Origin of the sequence: Streptomyces bicolor (assembly GCF_000719285.1) — a bacterium.
Taxonomy (GTDB): Bacteria; Actinomycetota; Actinomycetes; order Streptomycetales; family Streptomycetaceae; genus Streptomyces; species Streptomyces bicolor.
In genome coordinates this window covers 195,477-212,311 of sequence record NZ_JOFS01000017.1, presented here as the reverse complement: position 1 = coordinate 212,311, position 16,835 = coordinate 195,477, and the positions used below count along the sequence as shown (strand labels likewise).

The following is a 16,835-nucleotide window of genomic DNA, read 5'->3' as shown; positions in this document are numbered from 1 at the left end:
AATATGAGTCTGTGCCCCAGACTGTTCTCCTCGCCGAAGACGACCGCGCCATCCGCCACGCGCTGGAGCGCGCGCTGACCCTGGAGGGCTACCAGGTCACCGCGGTCGCCGACGGCGTCGAGGCGCTGGCGCAGGCCCACCGGACGCCGCCGGACGTGCTCGTGCTGGACGTGATGATGCCCGGCATCGACGGGCTGCAGGTCTGCCGGGTGCTGCGCGCCGAGGGCGACCGCACGCCGATCCTGATGCTGACGGCGCTCGTGGAGACCCAGGACCGGATCGCCGGCCTGGACGCGGGCGCCGACGACTACGTCGTGAAGCCCTTCGACGTCGAGGAGGTCTTCGCCCGGCTGCGCGCCCTGCTGCGCCGCACCAGCGAGGCGAACGGCGCCCCCGTCGACGTACCGAAGCCGGCGCAGACCCCCGAGCCGGCCGGCCGGCTGATCGAGGCGGCCGGGCTGCGGATGGACCCGCAGGCGCGGCGGGCCTGGCGGGACGCGCGGGAACTGGAGCTGACGCGGACCGAGTTCGAGCTGCTGGAGCTGCTGGTGCGCAACGCGGGCATCGTCCTCGACCACGCCACCATCTACGACCGCATCTGGGGCTACGACTTCGGCCCCGGCTCCAAGAACCTCGCCGTCTACGTCGGCTACCTGCGCCGCAAGCTCGACGAGCCCGGCGCGCCGCAGCTGATCCACACGGTGCGCGGGGTGGGTTACGTGCTGCGGGAGGACTGAGTGGGCTCGGCCCGCCGCCTGCTGGAGCGGCTGCTGACCGGGCGGCGCCGGTCGGGGCTCGGCAGCACCTTCGCTGTGTCGTTCGCCGCCGTGACGGCCGTGGTCACCGTCCTGGTCGGTCTGCTGTCGTACACCGCCGCCGCCCGGCTGGTGCGGGTGGACCAGGAGTCCGTGTTCGACGAGGTCGTGCAGGATCTGCGGGGCGAGGTGCGGGACCGGTCGATGACACCGGAGGACTTCTCGTCCTCCGCGCCCGGGCACGATCTCGTACGGCCCGCCCGGACCGATGTGCAGGTGCTCGGCCCGGACGGCGCCGTCGTCGACCCGGGCCGTCCGGGGCTGCCGGTCACAGCCGCCGACCGGCGGATCGCGGCGGACGGCACGGCCGGGCGGATGGTCCAGCACAAGGACGTCGACGTCGGCAGCGACGTCTACCGCGTCGCGACCGTCGCGCTGGGCGGCGGACGGGGCGCGGTGCAGGTGGCCCAGGAGTTCAGCGACACCGAGGACCTGCTGCGCGCGCTGCAGCAGCGGACCCTGCTGCTGATGGCGGCGGTCGTGACGCTCGCGGGGCTCTTCGGCTGGTGGCTGGCCCGGCGCATCACCCGCCGCCTCGTCGTCCTCACCGCCGCCGCCGAGGACGTCGCCCGCACCCGGCGGCTCGGCATCCAGGTGCCGGTCACGGGATACGACGAGGTCGGCCGCCTGGGCCGGGCCTTCGACCGCATGCTGGGCCGGCTGGCGCAGTCGGAGGAGGACCAGCGGCGCCTGGTGCAGGACGCGGGCCATGAACTGCGTACGCCGCTGACGTCGTTGCGTACGAACATCTCGTTGCTGCGTCGCATGGACGAGCTGCCCCCCGCGACCCGGGACGAGCTGGTGGCCGACCTCGGCCAGGAGGCCCGCGAACTCACCGACCTGGTCAACGAGCTGGTCGACCTGGCGGCCGGCCAGTCCGACACCGGCCCGGTCCAGCGGGTGGACCTGGCCGAGATCGCCGAGGACGTCGCGGGACTGGCCCGACGGCGTACGGGACGGCGGATCGTGGTCCGCGCGAGCGGCGAGACGGCGACGGACGGGCGGCCGGGGCTGCTGCAGCGCGCGGTGACCAACCTGGTCGAGAACGCGGCGAAGTTCGACCGCGACGGCACGGCACCGATCGAGATCAACATCGCCGGGCCGGCGCGGCCCGGGACCGTTCGGGTGGAGGTCCTCGACCGGGGGCCGGGCATCGCCGAGGACGACCTGATCCGCGTCTTCGACCGCTTCTACCGCGCCGCCGACGCGCGGTCGCTGCCCGGTTCGGGGCTGGGGCTGTCGATCGTGAGGGAGGTGGCGCTGTCGCACGGGGGAGCGCCGTTCGCGTTTCGGCGGGAGGGGGGCGGGGCGGTGATCGGGTTCACCGTGGGGAGCTCCGCGACGGAGGAGTTCGAGGAGTTCACGGTGGGGGGCTCCGCGTAGCGGCTTCGGCCGCTCGCTCCCGCCCACTCCGGCTCACCCCACGAAGCGGTACTTCAGGTGGGTCGCCAGTGGCGTGGCGACCATCCTGACCGGTTCGAGAGTCCGCCGCCCGGCGGGCACGTCCTCGAAGAGCCGCAGTCCCTGTCCGAGGAGCGCGGGCACCACGTGCAGCTGCAGTTCGTCGATGAGCCCCGCCCTGAGGTACTGCTGGACCACGCTCGCACCGCCCGCGATGTCGACGTTCCGGTCGCCGGCCGCGGCCTTCGCCTGGTCGAGGGCGCTGTGGATGCCGTCCGTGACGAAGGTGAAGGTGGTGCCGCCCTCCTTGACCAGGGCCGGCCGGGGGCGGTGTGTGAGGACGAAGACCGGCGTTCGGAACGGCGGGTTGTCGCCCCAGAACTCCTCGCCCGTGTCGTACATCATCCGGCCCATGACCACCGCTCCGGTGGCGTCGAACCACTCGCGCATCAGCTCCGAGTCACGGTTCTCCTCCCCACCGGACAGGCCCTGGCGCTGCCGCCAGCTCGCAAGGTTGTGGATCCACTCGAACAGCGGCTCGGCGCCGTCGCCGCCCGGGTTGTCGATGGAGACGTCGGTCCCGGCGATGTAGCCGTCGAGGGAGATGGCCATGTCCGCGGTCACGATCATGATGAGGTGCTCCTGAACTCCTGGGAGGTACGGCCTTCACTCTCGCGTCGATCGGGAACCGGCGAATTCGACAGCCTTCCGAAGCCTTCCGGTGAACGGGCCGTGCGATTGACTGGGGCCGGGCAATGACCGACCGACTCGGAACATGAGGACCACGCAGTGAAGAGCAACGACACTCCGCTGATACCGGACGCGGTGTGGCTGGAGGAACGGCTGGGCGATGGCTCGCTCTGGCGACCGGACGAGACCGCTCTGCCGGCCGAGCTGACCCACGGCCCGTCGAGGGAGTTCCTGCTCACGGTCGGCTTTCCCGCCGTCCACGTCGACATCGTGGGGATCGACACCAGGCACTTGCGGGACGAGGACGGGCTCGAACCGTTCGACGCCGACGAGATCTACGGGGAACGCTACCCCGACGACGACTCCCCGCCCACGAACTTCTGCTTCACGGTGGCCACCTGGTACGACCAGCACCTCATGCTCGGCGCGGCCGACGGCGGCATCACCCACTACGACCCCAACGGGTGGGACCACGCCGCCGGCTGGAAGGGACCGGCCGCCGACGACCTCCCCGTGCTGGCCGTGCTCCTCGGGCTGATCGCCGAGGCGGGCGACGCCCTGGGCTCGGCCGACGACGCCGTACGCGCGACCGCCGTCACCGAACTGCGCGAGCGCATGATCGGTCAGGACCTGAACGTGGACGACTCCGAGTTCTGGGACGAGATCTTCGAGTGTCTGGGCTGAGACTGAGAGCCGGACGCGCGAGGAACCAGGGCCTGTCCGGTCGGCGGGGAGTGAACACCGGACAGGCCCTGGTGAATTGCGGGACCGCTGCACCGCCGGTCAGACCTACACCGCCAGCCAGGCCGCCTGGTCCGGTGCCAGTACGCCGCCCTCGACCGGACCGCCGGCCAGCAGGACGGCCCGGTGGCCGGGCAGCCGGTACGGCTCCGCCGACAGGTTGACCGCGCACACGAAGCCGGGCTCGCGGCGGAAGGCGAGCACCCCCTCGGGGGCGTCCAGCCAGGTCAGGGTGCCGTCGCCGAGGGCCGGGGACTCGCGGCGCAGGCGCAGGGCCGTGCGGTAGAGCTCCAGCATGGAGGTCTCGTCGCCGGTCTGGGCCGCCACACCGCGCTCGGCCCAGTCGGACGGCTGGGGCAGCCAGGGTTCGGCCGTCGCGCCCTCGGGACTGAATCCGTACGGCGCGGTCCGCCCGGACCACGGGATCGGGACCCGGCAGCCGTCGCGGCCGCGCTCGGTGTGGCCGGAGCGTTCCCAGACCGGGTCCTGGAGCACGGACTCGGGCAGGTCCTCGACCTCGGGGAGGCCGAGCTCCTCGCCCTGGTAGATGTAGGCGCCGCCGGGCAGGGCCAGCATGAGGAGGGCCGCGGCGCGGGCGCGGCGGATGCCCAGCTCCAGGTCCAGCGGGCCTTCGGCACGGTAGGGCTCGTTGGCCACCCAGCGCCGGGCGGGGCTGGGGCGGCCGTAGCGGCTGGGGTGGCGTACGACGTCGTGGTTGGACAGGACCCAGGTGGCCGGCGCCCCCACCGAGCCGAGCATGGAGAGGGAGTCGTCGATGACGGTGCGCAGGTCCTTGGGGTCCCAGGTCGACATCAGGAAGTCGAAGTTGAACGCGGTGTGCAGGCCGTCCTCGCGGACGTAGGCGGCGAGCCGTTCGGGGGTCTCCGCCCATGCCTCGGCGACGAAGCACCGGTCGCCGGGGAACTCGTCGGCCACCTTTCGCCAGGCGCGGTAGATGTCGTGGACCTCGTCGCGGTCCCAGTGCGGGTGGTCGACGTGCTGCCAGGGCTGCCCGTCGACCGGTTCGCGGCGGGGCGGCAGGTCCGGGAGCTCCGGGTGCTTGATCAGGCCGTGGGCGACGTCGATACGGAAGCCGTCCACGCCCCGGCTGAACCAGAACCGCAGGATCGACTCGAACTCCTGGCGCACCTCGGGGTGTTGCCAGTTGAGGTCCGGCTGTTCGGCGGCGAACAGGTGCAGGTACCAGTCCCCGTCGGGCAGTCGGGTCCAGGCGGGGCCGCCGAAGCAGGAGACCCAGTCGTTGGGAGGCTCGCAGCCGTCGGGGCCGCGTCCCGGCCGGAAGACGTAGCGCTCGCGCTCCGGGCTGCCGGGACCCGCGGCCAGCGCCGCCCGGAACCAGGCGTGCTGGTCGGAGGTGTGGTTGGGCACGATGTCGGGGATGACCCGGATCCCCTGGTCGTGTGCCTCCTCGATGAGCCGCTCCGCCTCGGCCACGGTGCCGAAGAGCGGGTCGATCTCGCGGAAGTCGGCCACGTCGTAACCGTGGTCGGCCATCGGCGACTTGTACCAGGGGTTGATCCAGATGGCGTCCACGCCGAGGGACTTGAGATACGGCAGCCGGGAGCGCAGTCCGGCGATGTCGCCGACGCCGTCGCCGTTGCCGTCGGCGAAACTGCGGATGTAGACCTGGTAGATGACGGCGCTGCGCCACCACGGTGCTGTGGCAAAGGACATGGGCTGTATGGCTCCTTTGAATGCTGAGGGGGGCGTGTCTACTTCGCCGCGCCGGCCGTGAGCCCGGCGACGATACGGCGCTGGAAGACCAGCACCATGACCACCAGCGGCACCGTGACGAGGACGCCCGCCGCCATCTGGCTGCCGAACGGGGTCTCGTACGTCGTCGCGCCGGTGAACTTCGAGATGGCGACGGGTGCGGTCTGCATGCCGGGCTTGTTGGTCATCGACAGGGCGATGAGGAACTCGTTCCAGGCCGCGATGAACGTGATGATCGCGGTGGTGAAGATGCCCGGCGCCGCGAGCGGGATGATGACCTTGCGGAACGCCTGGCCGCGCGTACAGCCGTCGACCATGGCGGCGTGCTCCAGCTCGTCCGGCATCTGCCGGAAGAACGTGGTCAGGTTCCACACCGCCAGCGGCAGCGCGAAGGACATGCTCGGCACGATCATGGCCTGGTAGGTGTTGATCCAGCCGATGTCCGTGAACAGCTTCAGCAGCGGCACCACGATCGACACCACCGGGAACATCGAGGTGGCGATGATCAGGGTCAGGATCAGCCGCTTGCAGCGGAACTCCAGCCGGGCCATGGCGTACGCCGTGAAAGTCGCCAGCAGCAGGGCCAGGACGGTCGTGATCCCGGCCACGACCAGGCTGTTGAGCAGCGCGCGGCCGAACCCCTGTGCGGGGTCGAACACGGCGCGGTAGTTGTCGAACGACACCACGGACGGGAAGAGCGAGGTGTCGAAGATGTCCGTTGTGGGGCGCAGGCTGGAGACCAGCATCCAGTAGAAGGGGGCCAGGCAGTAGGCCACGACCGCGATGACCCCCGCGTACAGCAGGCCGCTGCGCCACTTCGTCGTCAGGGTCGTCATGTCGTCACCTCCGTACGGCGGCGCAGTGCCGGGATGCGGCTGCCTTTCCGCTTACGGCCGCCCGCGCCGACGTCGCCGGTCAGGTCGGCGCCGAGCAGCCGTACGAAGGCCAGGGCGACGAGGAAGACGTAGAGGAAGAGGAGCACCGAGTACGCGGAGGCCGGGCCGAAGCGGACGTTGGACGCCTCGTTCTGCGCGAGCATCGACAGGGTCTCCACCGAGTGCTTCTGGGCGCCGATCAGGATGTACGGCAGGTCGAACATGCGCAGCGCGTCCATGCAGCGGAACAGCATCGCCACCAGCAGGGCGGGCTTCACCAACGGCAGGGTGATGTGCCAGAACTGGCGCGCCGGGCTCGCCCCGTCGATGCGGGCGGCCTCGTAGACCTCCTTCGGGATGACCTGAAGCCCGGCCAGGACCAGCAGCCCGATGAAGGGCGCCGTCTTCCACACCTCGGCGACGATGACCGCGACCTTGGCGTGGAAACCCTCGGTGGTCCACAGGACCTGATGGCCGATCAGCGCGTTGGCGATGCCGTCGCTGTTGAAGATCCACCGCCACAGCAGTCCGGAGATGGCCGTGGGCACCGCCCAGGGGATGAGGATGCCCGCCCGGACCAGGCCGCGGCCCCGGAACGCCTTGTGCATGATCAGGGCCATCGCCACCCCGATCAGCGTCTCCAGCGCGACCGTGACGACGGTGAAGAAGGTCGTGTTCCAGAAGGCGTTCCAGAACCGCTCCCCGGCCTCGCCGAAGATGTCGGCGTAGTTCCGCAGCCCGACGAACGGCTCGGTGGCGCTGATGAACCCGGTCTCCGGGTCCAGGCCCTTCGTCCCGTACAGGGACTCGTTCAGCGCCATGAGCGTCGGGTAGAGCACGACGATCGTCAGCACCAGCAGCGTCGGGGAGACCAGCAGAGCGGCCATCCGTGCCGAGCCCGCGGTCGCCCGGGACCGCCCCCGCGTACGGCGGCGGCTCGCCGGCTCCGAGGGCTCCCGTTTCCCCACCGGCGCCGCAGGCGGGATCTTGGTGTCGGCCATGACCCCGCGCCTCACTGCCCGGTGGACTTCTGCAGGGCTTCCTGCAGGTCCTTCAGCGCCTGCGCGATGCTCTTGCTCCCGGTCAGCGCGGCGTACGCCTCCCGCTGGACCGCGGAGGTCACGTCGCCGTACTGCACCACGCGCGGGCGCGGCACGGCACGCAGGATGGACTCCTTGAGCACCGGCAGATACGGGTACTGCTCGACCAGCGCCTTGTCGTCGTACAGGGAGGCGTACGGCGGGGCGAGGGAGGCCTCCTTGAGGAACGTGGCCGTGTTCTCCTCGCTGCTGAAGAACTTCATGAAGTCCAGGGCCGTGGCCTTGTTCTTGGCGAAGGACGACAGGGCCAGGTTGTGGCCGCCGAGGCTGGAGGAGCCGGGGCCGTTCAGGCCGGGCAGCGGGGCGACGGAGTACTTGCCCTTGATGTCGCTCTTGCCGGCCAGGGAGTAGACGTACGGCCAGTTGCGGTGGAAGACGAGCTTGCCGGACTGGAACGCCTGGCGGCCGTCCTCCTCCAGGTAGGTGATGCCCTCCTTGGGGATCGTCCCGTCCTTGACGGAGTCGACGAGGAAGTCCAGTCCCTCACGCGCCTGTGCCGTGTCGACGTCGGGCTTGCCGTTCGCGTCGGTGATGACGCCGCCCGCGGAGTTCACGGCCTCGGCGAAGTTGACGGTCAGGCCCTCGTACTTCTGGAACTGCCCGGCGTAGCAGGACATGCCCTGGGCCTCGGGAAGCTTCTTGACCTTGGCGCAGTCGGCCTTCAACTCGGCCCAGGTGGTTGGGGGTTTGGTGATCCCGGCCTTCTTCAGCAGGTCGGTGCGGTAGTACAGCATGCCGCCGTCGGAGCTGGCCGGGACCGCGTACAGGCCGTCGCGGTACCTGGCGGTCTCCACGACCGGCTTGAGCATCTTGTCGAGCGGGAACCGCTGCTCGGGCAGCCTGTCGATCCACTGGTGGGCGGCGAACTCCGACGTCCACACGACGTCGAGGGAGAGCACCGTATAGGCGTCGGACTTCGTCTCCGCGTTCTGGATCATCTGCTGGCGCTGCGCGTCCGCGTCCGTCGGCAGCTGGATGAAGGTGACCTTCTCCTTCGGGTGCAGCTTGTTCCACCGGTCGAGCATCGGCTGTATCGCGCCGGTGGTGTCCTTGCCCGCCACGAAGGTGATGGGCCCGCGGCCTTCGAAGGTCCCCGCCCCCGCGGCCTGCCCGGAGCCGCCGCCGTCGGACGAGCCGCAGGCGGTGAGGAGGAGGGCGCCGACGGTGAGCAGGCCCACGCACGGGAACGCTCTGGTGGTTGTGGTCTTCACTGTGTCTCCTATCCCTGGTGCGAGACCGCGTTGTCACGCCTTTGCGCACATCGAAATCCCAGGTCAATGCCCATTTGGGCGACTTGGAAGATGACTGTGTGGCCCTGCCGTGACAACGCTTGCAAGCTAGGGGGCGCTTTTGCTGGAAGTCAATGCGTTACCGCGCGGTAATGCGTTGTCGCCGATGGTTTACGGGCATGAAAGCGCTGTCAGAAAAGCCCGCGCCTGCTGTGTCGCCTGTGCTACCGTCCGCTCATGCCACCAGCTCAGCGGCACCCCACGATGGCTGACGTAGCCGAACGGGCCGGGGTCTCCACATCCACCGTTTCGCGCACCCTGCGCGGCATGTCCACCGTCTCCCCGGAGGTCCGCGCGCGCGTCGAGAAGGCCGCGCGCGAGCTGAACTTCGCCGTGTCGCGACAGGCCGCAAGCCTGGTCACGGGGAAGACCGGGAACGTGGCCGTGATGGTGCCCACGCTCACCTCATGGTTCATGGGCTCGGCTCTGACCAGCCTGGGGCCGATGCTGCGAGCGGCCGGCATGGAGATGAACATCTACGTGATCCCCGACCTGGCCGAGCGCACCGCGTTCTTCGAACGCCTCCCGGCCCGGCGGAACGCCGACGCGCTGCTGGTCTTCTGCTTCGACCTCACCGAAGCGGAAACCGCGCGGCTGGACGACCTCGGCATGCCGGTCATCTATGTCAGTCAGCACGTCGACGGCCGTCCCAGCGTCTACGTCGACGACGTGGCAGGCGCCCGGAAGGCCACCCACCACCTGCTCAACCTCGGACACCGCCGGATCGCCTTCGCCCACACGGTGGGGGCCAGAGGCTTCAGCTTCAGCTCACAGGAACGGCTCCTCGGCTACCGGCAGGCGCTCACCGAAGCGGGCATTCCCGTGGACGACGACCTGGTGGTCGGCGCGCCACCCCATGACAAGCGCGGCGTGATGGAGGCGGTGGGACACCTGCTCGGCCTGCCTGAACCTCCCACGGCCGTCTTCGCCGAACAGGACGAACTGGCCGCCTCCCTCATCGGGGTCCTGCGCAGGACGCGGATCGACGTGCCCGAGCGGATGTCCGTGCTGGGCTTCGACGACCAGCCACTGGCCGACTGGTCCGACCTGTCCACCGTCGCCCAGTCACCTGCGGACATCGGCCGCGAGGCCGGCGAGCTCGCCCTCGCCCTCATCGACGACTCCGAGGCGGACCACGTGCGGCACGTGGTCCTGCCCACGCATCTGATCCCCCGGCAGACCACGGCCCCGCCTCCGGTCCCGCAGGGCGATGACGTTCGCGACACCTCGGTCTGACGGTCGTTATAGAACCGGAGTAGCCTGCTCTCGTCCATAACGACCGTCATGTACCCGAGGTCGGCCGGCTCGCGCCGGCCGCGCGGGTCGGATTCCAGGTGCACTTCGTGGAGCGGGAGCCCGACATGATGGCCATCGGCGGACGGCTGCTGGCGGACGCCGGGCAGGGGCTCGACGTGATGGTGATCGACGTGGCGGTCATGGACGCCGCCTGGCAGCCGGGGGTCCGGGCCGAGGTCATCGAGCGGGTGCTGGCCGCGCTGGCGGCGGCCTGCGGGATGGAGCGGCCGTCACCGAGCTGGTGGGTCAACTTCCGGGTGATCGAGGAGGGCAGCTGGGGTTCCTCGGGCCGGGTGCTGTCCGTTCTGTAGCTGCTGGACAGCGGTGTGTTCACGGAGGAGAGGGCCAAGGCGGTGCGCGCCGCTCTGGGTGCGTGAGCGGGCGGCAGGCACCGGCGCGGCCGACCGCTCCATCCCGGCGTCGCGGCTGGTCAGTGTCCGGCGGGCTGCGCCTCGGCCGGTTCCGTGGCGGGCATCATGCGGGGGACGAGGCGGACGTACGCGACCATGCCGAGGACTTCGACGAGGGTCTGCGTCACCACGACGACCGCGGCGACGGCCAAGGTGTCGGGCAAGGCCAGGGCCAGGGGCAGCACGACCAGCGAGTTGCGGGTGGCGCCGGTGAAGACGATCGCCCGCCCGGCCGAGGCGTCGAGGCGGAACAGCCGGGCGACGGCCTTCCCGGCGAACGCCATGATCACGAGGAAAGCCGCGTAGAACGGGATGACGGCGGCGACATCGGTGAGGCTGTCGCCGAGCTTGGGCACCTGGGAGGCGACCACCGTCAGCAGGGTCGCGGCCATCAGCGGCACCATCGTGCTGGTCGCGGCGTCGGCCACCCGCTGTCCGGCCGGGCGGCGCGCCGCCCACCCCTGCAGGGCCCAGGCCAGCACGAGCGGGACGACGATCAGGACGGCGAAGGCCTCCAGGAACGGACCCACGTCCACGATCTCGGCCAGGCCGGAGCCCATGACCAGGTACAGGAACCCCGGCAGCAGCAGCATCTGCGCCACCAGCAGGAGCGGGGTGGCGGCCAGCAGACGTCGGCTCGAACCGCCGGCCAGCCCGCAGAAGACGATCACGTAGTCCACGCAGGGGCACAGCAGCACCAGCAGGACCCCGACCCGGACGGCCTGGTCGGCGGGCAGGAACGCGAACATCGCGGCGACGACCAGCGGCGCGACCACGAAGTTCACCACGAGCGCGGCGGACAGGAACCGCCCGTCGCGCAGGGAGCGGAACAGCTCCGCGGCCGGGACCTGGAGGAACGTGACGAACAGCAGCGCGCCGAGGACGGGGTTGATGGCGTGCTCCAGGCCGGGGCCGGCGTCCGGGGCCGACCACCCCAGCAGCCCTCCGACGGCCATCGCGCCGAGGTAGATCGCCACCTGGTGGCGTTCCATCCGCCCGACCAGGCCACGCGGCCCCTGCTCCGGGACGTCCGACTGCACTCTCATCTCCTGCGTGGCGGCGGCCTCCTGCGCGGCACGGGTCTGCGACGCCGGCTGTGCCGAGGCCTGCCGGCCCCACCCCGCACATGACGAGGGCGGGGTCGTAGAACCCCGCCCGAATTCAGTGAAACCCCAGCTCAGGGCCACACAAGGCAATACGGCTGATGCCCAGCCTCATGCAACCGATGGCTGAAGTCCTGCCACTCGTGCAGCAGTTGATAGACGTTGAACGCGTCCCGGGGCCCACCCCGGTCCGGAACCGTCGACCAGATGAACGCGGCCGCGCCGACCGCTTCCTCTCCTATGCCCCGCAGCGGGTCCACCACCGTCATCGGCAGCTTGACCACCGCGTAGTCGGGGTGCAGGACGACCAGCTCCAGCGGTGGGACCTTGTGCAGGGGGACGCCCTCGATGCCCGTCAGGACCATCGCGGCCATCGTCTCCGGCTTGATCTTGGTGAACATGCCGTTCATGCCGAGCTCGTCGCCGCCGAGTTCCTCGGGGCGCATCGAGATCGGGACCCGGGCCGCGGTCGCGCCGTCGGGCGCGCCGAAGTACTTGTACGTCACCCCCACCCGACCACCATTCCTGCTCACCCTCAGCCGATCCCGATCACTGCGTCGGTCGGCCCGCTCTGACTCATTGGGAACACCCGGCATAGGCATATCCGGTACTACGTGTTCGTGACGTGCTTCGTTCGAATCCTCCGCGTCGCGCCGGTGCCTTCCCCGCCGGGCACGTCGAGGACCCAGGTCATCAGTCCCCTCGCCCAGTCCGCCACCGCGATGCATATCTCCACCCGACTGCTTTTCTAGGACGCGTGGTCCCCGCCGCGCAACCCGATCATCGTGTCAGTGACCTCCCCCACGGCCGCCCGCCGAAACGTGCGCTGAAACACCTGTCCGCAGGATCTTTTCAGTCCCTGTCCATCACACCCCGCATGAGCTGTGAGTATCACGTCCAGTCTCGCAGATCGCCGACGGGGGGCGGGGGTGAAGGGGAGTGGAGGGGATGGGGGGAGGGGGTGCGGAAGAGCGGAGGGGGGCGGACGGAAGGGCGGAGGCGCACGGGAGCCCGGGCGTCGGGTCAGCGGTGGCCCGCTGCCCTCGCCGCCCGCTGGCCTACCCTGAGGAGGTCACTGGGAACCGGAGTCCGAGATCATCGGAGAAGGTCAGAGAAGGTCGGAGTAGTCGCAGGTCATGAGCGAAGCGCCCTCTTCAGGAACGCCCTATCCGTACGATGCGCCTGCCTCGCAGGCTCTGTTCGACCGTGCGGCCGCCGTTACGCCCGGCGGCGTGAACTCCCCGGTGCGCGCTTTCCGCGCCGTGGGCGGTACGCCCCGGTTCATGGTGTCCGGCGCCGGTCCGTACCTGACCGACGCCGACGGGCGCGAGTACGTCGACCTCGTCTGCTCGTGGGGGCCCATGATCCTCGGGCACTCCCACCCGGAGGTCATCGCCGCCGTCCAGGACGCCGTCTCGCGCGGCACGTCCTTCGGTACGCCGGGGGAGGGTGAGGTCGCGCTCGCCGAGGAGATGGTCGACCGGATCGACCCGCTCGAGCAGGTGCGGCTGGTCTCCAGCGGCACCGAGGCCACCATGTCCGCCATCCGGCTCGCCCGCGGGTTCACCCAGCGGTCGAAGGTGATCAAGTTCGCCGGGTGTTATCACGGACATGTCGATTCGCTGCTCGCCGCGGCCGGGTCGGGCGTCGCCACCTTCGCTCTTCCCGACACCCCGGGTGTCACCGGCGCCCAGGCCGGCGACACCATCGTCCTCCCCTACAACGACCTCGAGTCCGTGCACGAGGCCTTCCACCGCTACCCCGGTGAGATCGCCTGCGTCATCACCGAGGCCTCGCCGGGCAACATGGGCGTCGTCCCGCCGCAGCCCGGCTTCAACGAGGGGCTGAAGGACGCCTGCCGGAAGAACGGCGCCCTGTACATCTCCGACGAGGTCATGACCGGGTTCCGGACCAGTCGCGCCGGGTGGTACGGCATCGACGGGGTCAAGCCGGACCTCATGACCTTCGGCAAGGTGATGGGAGGCGGCTTCCCGGCCGCCGCCTTCGGTGGCCGCGCCGACGTCATGGCCCACCTCGCGCCCGCCGGGCCCGTCTACCAGGCCGGCACCCTCTCCGGTAACCCGATCGCCACCGCCGCCGGCCTCGCCCAGCTCCGGCTGCTCGACGACGCCGCGTACGACAAGGTCGACACGGTGTCGGAGACCATCCAGTCCCTCGTCACCGAGGCCCTCACCAAGGAAGGCGTCGCGCACCGGCTGCAGAACGCCTCCAACATGTTCTCCGTCTTCTTCACGGACCGAGAGGTCCGCAACTACGAGGACGCCAAGCGGCAGGAGTCCTTCCGCTTCACCGCCTTCTTCCACTCGATGCTGGCGCAGGGCGTCTATCTGCCGCCCTCGTCCTTCGAGTCCTGGTTCGTTTCCACGGCACACGACGAGCAGGCCGTCCAGCGGATCGCCGACGCCCTCCCGGCGGCGGCCCGAGCGGCGGCGGAGGCCACGGCGGCATGAGCACCGACAGCAACAAGGGCGACGGCGTCCACAAGAGCGACAGCGACGTCACCGTCGTACATGTCATGCGGCACGGCGAGGTCGCCAACCCGGACGGGATCCTCTACGGCCGTCTGGCGGGCTACCACCTCTCCGACCTCGGGCGGCAGATGGCCGACCGGGTCGCCGAGCATCTCGCCACCCGTGACATCACGTACGTCTGCTCCTCGCCGCTGGAGCGGGCGCAGGAGACCGCGACACCGATCGCCAAGACGCACGGACTGGACCTCGCGACCGACGAACGGCTCATCGAGGCCGACAACGTCTTCCAGGGCAAGACCTTCGGAGTGGGGGACGGCGCCCTGAAGCGGCCGGAGAACTGGAAGCATCTCGTCAACCCCTTCAGGCCGTCCTGGGGTGAGCCGTACGTCGACCAGGTCATCCGCATGATGGGCGCCCTCGACTCCGCCAAGGACGCGGCGCGTGGGCACGAGGCCGTACTGGTCAGTCATCAGCTGCCGATCTGGATCGTGCGCAGCTATGTCGAGAAGCGGCGGCTGTGGCACGACCCGCGCAAGCGGCAGTGCACGCTCGCGTCCCTGACGACCTTCACCTACCAGGGTGACCGGATCGTGTCCGTCGGGTACTCCGAGCCCGCCATCGATCTCGTGCCCGCCCATCTCCGCGCCGGTGCAAAGCCGGTGAAGGGGAAGGACAAGGCCTTCGGAGCGTAGACGCGCCGCCGGGAGCGCCGTGATGCATCTGCAGGCCCGGTGGGGGCTGGTCGCGCCCACGCGGCGGAGCCGCATATCGATACAGCCCGCGCCCCTTCGGGGCGCTCAGTACATGTCTGTGACATTTGTTGCCAATCCTCCGTGATCAGGAGGAACCTCCCCGTTCGTCGTGCCCTCTGACTGGGTGACCACCCAGAGAAACACGACGGACGGGGCAGTAATGCGCAACTTCAGCCGAAGGGGACTTATCGGGCTCGGTGTGGGTACGGCCGCCGCCGTCGGACTCTCCGGATGCGGCGCCCTCACCGCGTCAGACGGGTCGAACCAGGGCGGAGGTTCCTCCGGCGGCGAGGGCAACGAGCCCGGAACGCAGGCCAACCGCGCCCGTCCCATAGGTGACGGCTCCACCTCCCACACCGGCAAGCAGCCCCACCAGCCCGGCAGGCCCGAGCCGCTGGAGCCCGGCCAGGAGCCGCCGCAGTTCGTCGTCTTCTCCTGGGACGGCGCCGGCGAGGTCGGCAACGGCCTCTTCCCGCGCTTCCTCGACCTCGCCAAGGAGCACGAAGCCCACATGACCTTCTTCCTCTCGGGGCTCTATCTGCTCCCCGAGTCGAAGAAGCGGCTCTACGACCCCCCGAACAACGCACGCGGCGCCTCCGACATCGGCTACCTCACCGACGACCACATCAAGGAGACGCTCAAGGGCGTGCGTCGCGCCTGGCTCGAGGGGCATGAGATAGGCACCCACTTCAACGGGCACTTCTGCGGGGAAGGCTCCGGCTCGGTCGCCCACTGGACGCCGAAGCACTGGCGCAGCGAGATCGAGCAGGCCAAGGCCTTCGTCAAGGAGTGGCGGACCAACACCGGGTGGACCGACCTGCCCTCCCTGCCGTTCGACTACGACAAGGAACTCGTCGGCGGCCGTACGCCCTGCCTCCTCGGCCAGGACAACCTGCTGCCCACCGCCCGTGAGCTCGGCTGGCGGTACGACGCCTCCTCGCCGGGCGGGCGTCAGGTGTGGCCGACGAAGAAGCAGGGGCTGTGGGATCTGCCGTTGCAGCAGATACCTTTCCCCGGACGTTCGTTCGAGGTCCTGTCCATGGACTACAACATGCTCGCCAACCAGTCGATCAACTCGACGAACGCGCCCAGCCACAACTACCCGGCCTGGCGCGAGCAGTCGGCGCAGGCGTACATCCAGGGATTCAAGCGGGCATACGAGACAAACCGCGCCCCCTTCTTCGTCGGCAACCACTTCGAGCAGTGGAACGGCGGCATATACATGGACGCCGTCGAGGAAGCCCTCAAGCACATCGCGCGGGAGAAGGAGAAGGGTGCCGACATCCGGCTCGTCTCCTTCCGGCAGTTCGTGGACTGGATGGACGTACAGAAGCCGGACGTTCTCGACAAGCTGCGCACCCTGGACGTCGGCCAGGCGCCCGCCGGTGGCTGGAAGGCTTTCCTGAAGGGCGGTTCCACGAGCCCCTCCACCGGCTCCGCCACGGGCACTCAAAACGCTGCCTGAAATGCGGGTTTACGCCCGGGAGGGGGGTGCGCAAGATCCCCGGAACGGACATGCGAAACTTTTCACATGAGTGCCGCCCGTCGCGCCAGTAGCCGTACCGCCCTGCTCGCCGTCACCAGCGCCGCCGTTGCCGCGCTGACCCTGTCCGCGTGCAGTTCGGGCGGTACGTCCGGTGGGGGCGGCGACACCAACTTCGTCGCCGGCGGCAACGGCATCGACTCGGTCGCGCAGGGCAAGCGCGCCGAGGCGCCGGAGCTGTCCGGCGAGACCATCGACGGCAAGCAGCTCAGCACCGCCGACTACAAGGGCAAGATCCTCGTCATCAACGTCTGGGGATCGTGGTGCCCGCCGTGCCGGGCCGAGGCGAAGAACTTCCAGACCGTCTACGAGGACGTCAAGGACCAGGGTGTCGAGTTCGTCGGCATCAACACCCGGGACACCAGCACCACTCCCGCGAAGGCCTTCGAGAAGGAGTACGGGGTCACCTACCCGAGCCTGTACGACCCCACGGGCAAGCAGATGCTCCGCTTCGAGAAGGGCACGCTCAACCCGCAGGCGATCCCCTCCACGCTCGTCATCGACCGGGAGGGAAGGATCGCCGCGCGTGCGCTGACCCCCCTCAGCGAGGAGACACTGCGCGGCATGATCAAGCCCGTCCTCGCGGAGAAGTGA

16 protein-coding genes are annotated in these 16,835 nt (G+C 69.8%); 9 read left to right on the top strand and 7 right to left on the bottom strand.

From position 1 onward, the window contains the following. Positions 1-11: 11 nt before the first annotated feature. Positions 12-737: a response regulator transcription factor gene (locus tag IF78_RS0123170; protein WP_031478115.1), complete on the top strand. Its 726-nt coding sequence runs from the start codon at positions 12-14 to the stop codon at positions 735-737. Further along, a complete protein-coding gene (locus IF78_RS0123165) occupies positions 738-2,198 on the top strand; it encodes a sensor histidine kinase (protein ID WP_425314626.1) in 1,461 nt (486 codons plus the stop codon). Between the two features lie 33 nt (positions 2,199-2,231). Here IF78_RS0123165 and IF78_RS0123160 read toward each other — a convergent pair whose 3' ends face one another. Continuing rightward, on the bottom strand, positions 2,232-2,846 hold the full coding sequence (locus IF78_RS0123160; protein ID WP_031478112.1) for a dihydrofolate reductase family protein: 615 nt from the start codon (positions 2,844-2,846) through the stop codon (positions 2,232-2,234). Between the two features lie 159 nt (positions 2,847-3,005). Here IF78_RS0123160 and IF78_RS0123155 point away from each other — a divergent pair, with 159 nt between their 5' ends. Then, on the top strand, positions 3,006-3,590 hold the full coding sequence (locus IF78_RS0123155) for an SUKH-4 family immunity protein (protein WP_031478110.1): 585 nt from the start codon (positions 3,006-3,008) through the stop codon (positions 3,588-3,590). Positions 3,591-3,695: 105 nt separating this feature from the next. Here the strand turns inward: IF78_RS0123155 and IF78_RS0123150 are convergent, their stop codons facing one another. From IF78_RS0123150 to IF78_RS0123135, 4 genes are read right to left on the bottom strand one after another with little or no spacing between them, the layout of a single operon-like run. Further along, complete coding sequence (locus IF78_RS0123150; RefSeq protein ID WP_031478109.1) at positions 3,696-5,342, bottom strand: glycoside hydrolase family 13 protein; 1,647 nt, start codon at positions 5,340-5,342, stop codon at positions 3,696-3,698. A gap of 38 nt (positions 5,343-5,380) precedes the next feature. After that, positions 5,381-6,217: a carbohydrate ABC transporter permease gene (locus tag IF78_RS0123145; protein WP_031478107.1), complete on the bottom strand. Its 837-nt coding sequence runs from the start codon at positions 6,215-6,217 to the stop codon at positions 5,381-5,383. Then, positions 6,214-7,257, bottom strand: a complete 1,044-nt coding sequence (locus tag IF78_RS0123140) for a carbohydrate ABC transporter permease (RefSeq protein WP_037641003.1) — start codon at positions 7,255-7,257, stop codon at positions 6,214-6,216. The genes IF78_RS0123145 and IF78_RS0123140 overlap by 4 nt, the downstream gene beginning before the upstream one ends. 11 nt (positions 7,258-7,268) lie before the next feature. Further along, positions 7,269-8,567 (bottom strand): ABC transporter substrate-binding protein, encoded by a 1,299-nt coding sequence (locus IF78_RS0123135; protein WP_051828104.1) that lies wholly within the window; start codon positions 8,565-8,567, stop codon positions 7,269-7,271. A gap of 255 nt (positions 8,568-8,822) precedes the next feature. On the opposite strand from IF78_RS0123135, the gene IF78_RS0123130 reads away from it, so the two are divergent. Together IF78_RS0123130 and IF78_RS43800 are read left to right on the top strand one after the other, a co-directional pair. Beyond that, positions 8,823-9,881: a LacI family DNA-binding transcriptional regulator gene (locus tag IF78_RS0123130; RefSeq protein WP_324617257.1), complete on the top strand. Its 1,059-nt coding sequence runs from the start codon at positions 8,823-8,825 to the stop codon at positions 9,879-9,881. A 107-nt stretch (positions 9,882-9,988) separates the two neighbouring features. After that, the gene (locus tag IF78_RS43800) at positions 9,989-10,252 is read left to right on the top strand and encodes a hypothetical protein (RefSeq protein WP_234439748.1); all 264 of its coding nucleotides are present in this window, start codon (positions 9,989-9,991) and stop codon (positions 10,250-10,252) included. A 119-nt stretch (positions 10,253-10,371) separates the two neighbouring features. On the opposite strand, the gene IF78_RS0123120 is transcribed toward IF78_RS43800, so the two are convergent. Next, complete coding sequence (locus IF78_RS0123120; RefSeq protein WP_031478100.1) at positions 10,372-11,343, bottom strand: arsenic resistance protein; 972 nt, start codon at positions 11,341-11,343, stop codon at positions 10,372-10,374. A 185-nt stretch (positions 11,344-11,528) separates the two neighbouring features. Next, positions 11,529-11,966 carry a hypothetical protein gene (locus IF78_RS0123115; RefSeq protein WP_003974483.1) on the bottom strand — a complete coding sequence of 146 codons (438 nt, stop codon included), beginning with the start codon at positions 11,964-11,966 and terminating at the stop codon, positions 11,529-11,531. A 624-nt stretch (positions 11,967-12,590) separates the two neighbouring features. Here IF78_RS0123115 and hemL point away from each other — a divergent pair. The 4 genes from hemL (at position 12,591) to IF78_RS0123085 (ending at position 16,835) form a co-directional block, all read left to right on the top strand. Next, entirely contained in the window at positions 12,591-13,925 is a 1,335-nt protein-coding gene (gene hemL / locus IF78_RS0123100) for a glutamate-1-semialdehyde 2,1-aminomutase (protein ID WP_031478098.1), read from the top strand. Next, a complete protein-coding gene (locus IF78_RS0123095) occupies positions 13,922-14,638 on the top strand; it encodes a histidine phosphatase family protein (protein ID WP_031478096.1) in 717 nt (238 codons plus the stop codon). Before hemL ends, IF78_RS0123095 begins: the two co-directional genes overlap by 4 nt. A 220-nt stretch (positions 14,639-14,858) precedes the next feature. Next, a complete protein-coding gene (locus IF78_RS0123090) occupies positions 14,859-16,163 on the top strand; it encodes a polysaccharide deacetylase family protein (RefSeq protein ID WP_031478095.1) in 1,305 nt (434 codons plus the stop codon). Between the two features lie 66 nt (positions 16,164-16,229). Continuing rightward, positions 16,230-16,835, top strand: a complete 606-nt coding sequence (locus IF78_RS0123085; RefSeq protein WP_031478093.1) for a TlpA family protein disulfide reductase — start codon at positions 16,230-16,232, stop codon at positions 16,833-16,835.

Coding starts and splice junctions, on each gene's coding strand:
- IF78_RS0123160 (WP_031478112.1), bottom strand. CDS start 2,846: ATGATCGTGACCGCGGACATGGCCATCTCCCTCGACGGCTACATCGCC.
- IF78_RS0123150 (WP_031478109.1), bottom strand. CDS start 5,342: ATGTCCTTTGCCACAGCACCGTGGTGGCGCAGCGCCGTCATCTACCAG.
- IF78_RS0123145 (WP_031478107.1), bottom strand. CDS start 6,217: ATGACGACCCTGACGACGAAGTGGCGCAGCGGCCTGCTGTACGCGGGG.
- IF78_RS0123140 (WP_037641003.1), bottom strand. CDS start 7,257: ATGGCCGACACCAAGATCCCGCCTGCGGCGCCGGTGGGGAAACGGGAG.
- IF78_RS0123130 (WP_324617257.1), top strand. CDS start 8,823: ATGCCACCAGCTCAGCGGCACCCCACGATGGCTGACGTAGCCGAACGG.
- IF78_RS0123120 (WP_031478100.1), bottom strand. CDS start 11,343: ATGGAACGCCACCAGGTGGCGATCTACCTCGGCGCGATGGCCGTCGGA.
- hemL (WP_031478098.1), top strand. CDS start 12,591: ATGAGCGAAGCGCCCTCTTCAGGAACGCCCTATCCGTACGATGCGCCT.
- IF78_RS0123095 (WP_031478096.1), top strand. CDS start 13,922: ATGAGCACCGACAGCAACAAGGGCGACGGCGTCCACAAGAGCGACAGC.
- IF78_RS0123090 (WP_031478095.1), top strand. CDS start 14,859: ATGCGCAACTTCAGCCGAAGGGGACTTATCGGGCTCGGTGTGGGTACG.
- IF78_RS0123085 (WP_031478093.1), top strand. CDS start 16,230: ATGAGTGCCGCCCGTCGCGCCAGTAGCCGTACCGCCCTGCTCGCCGTC.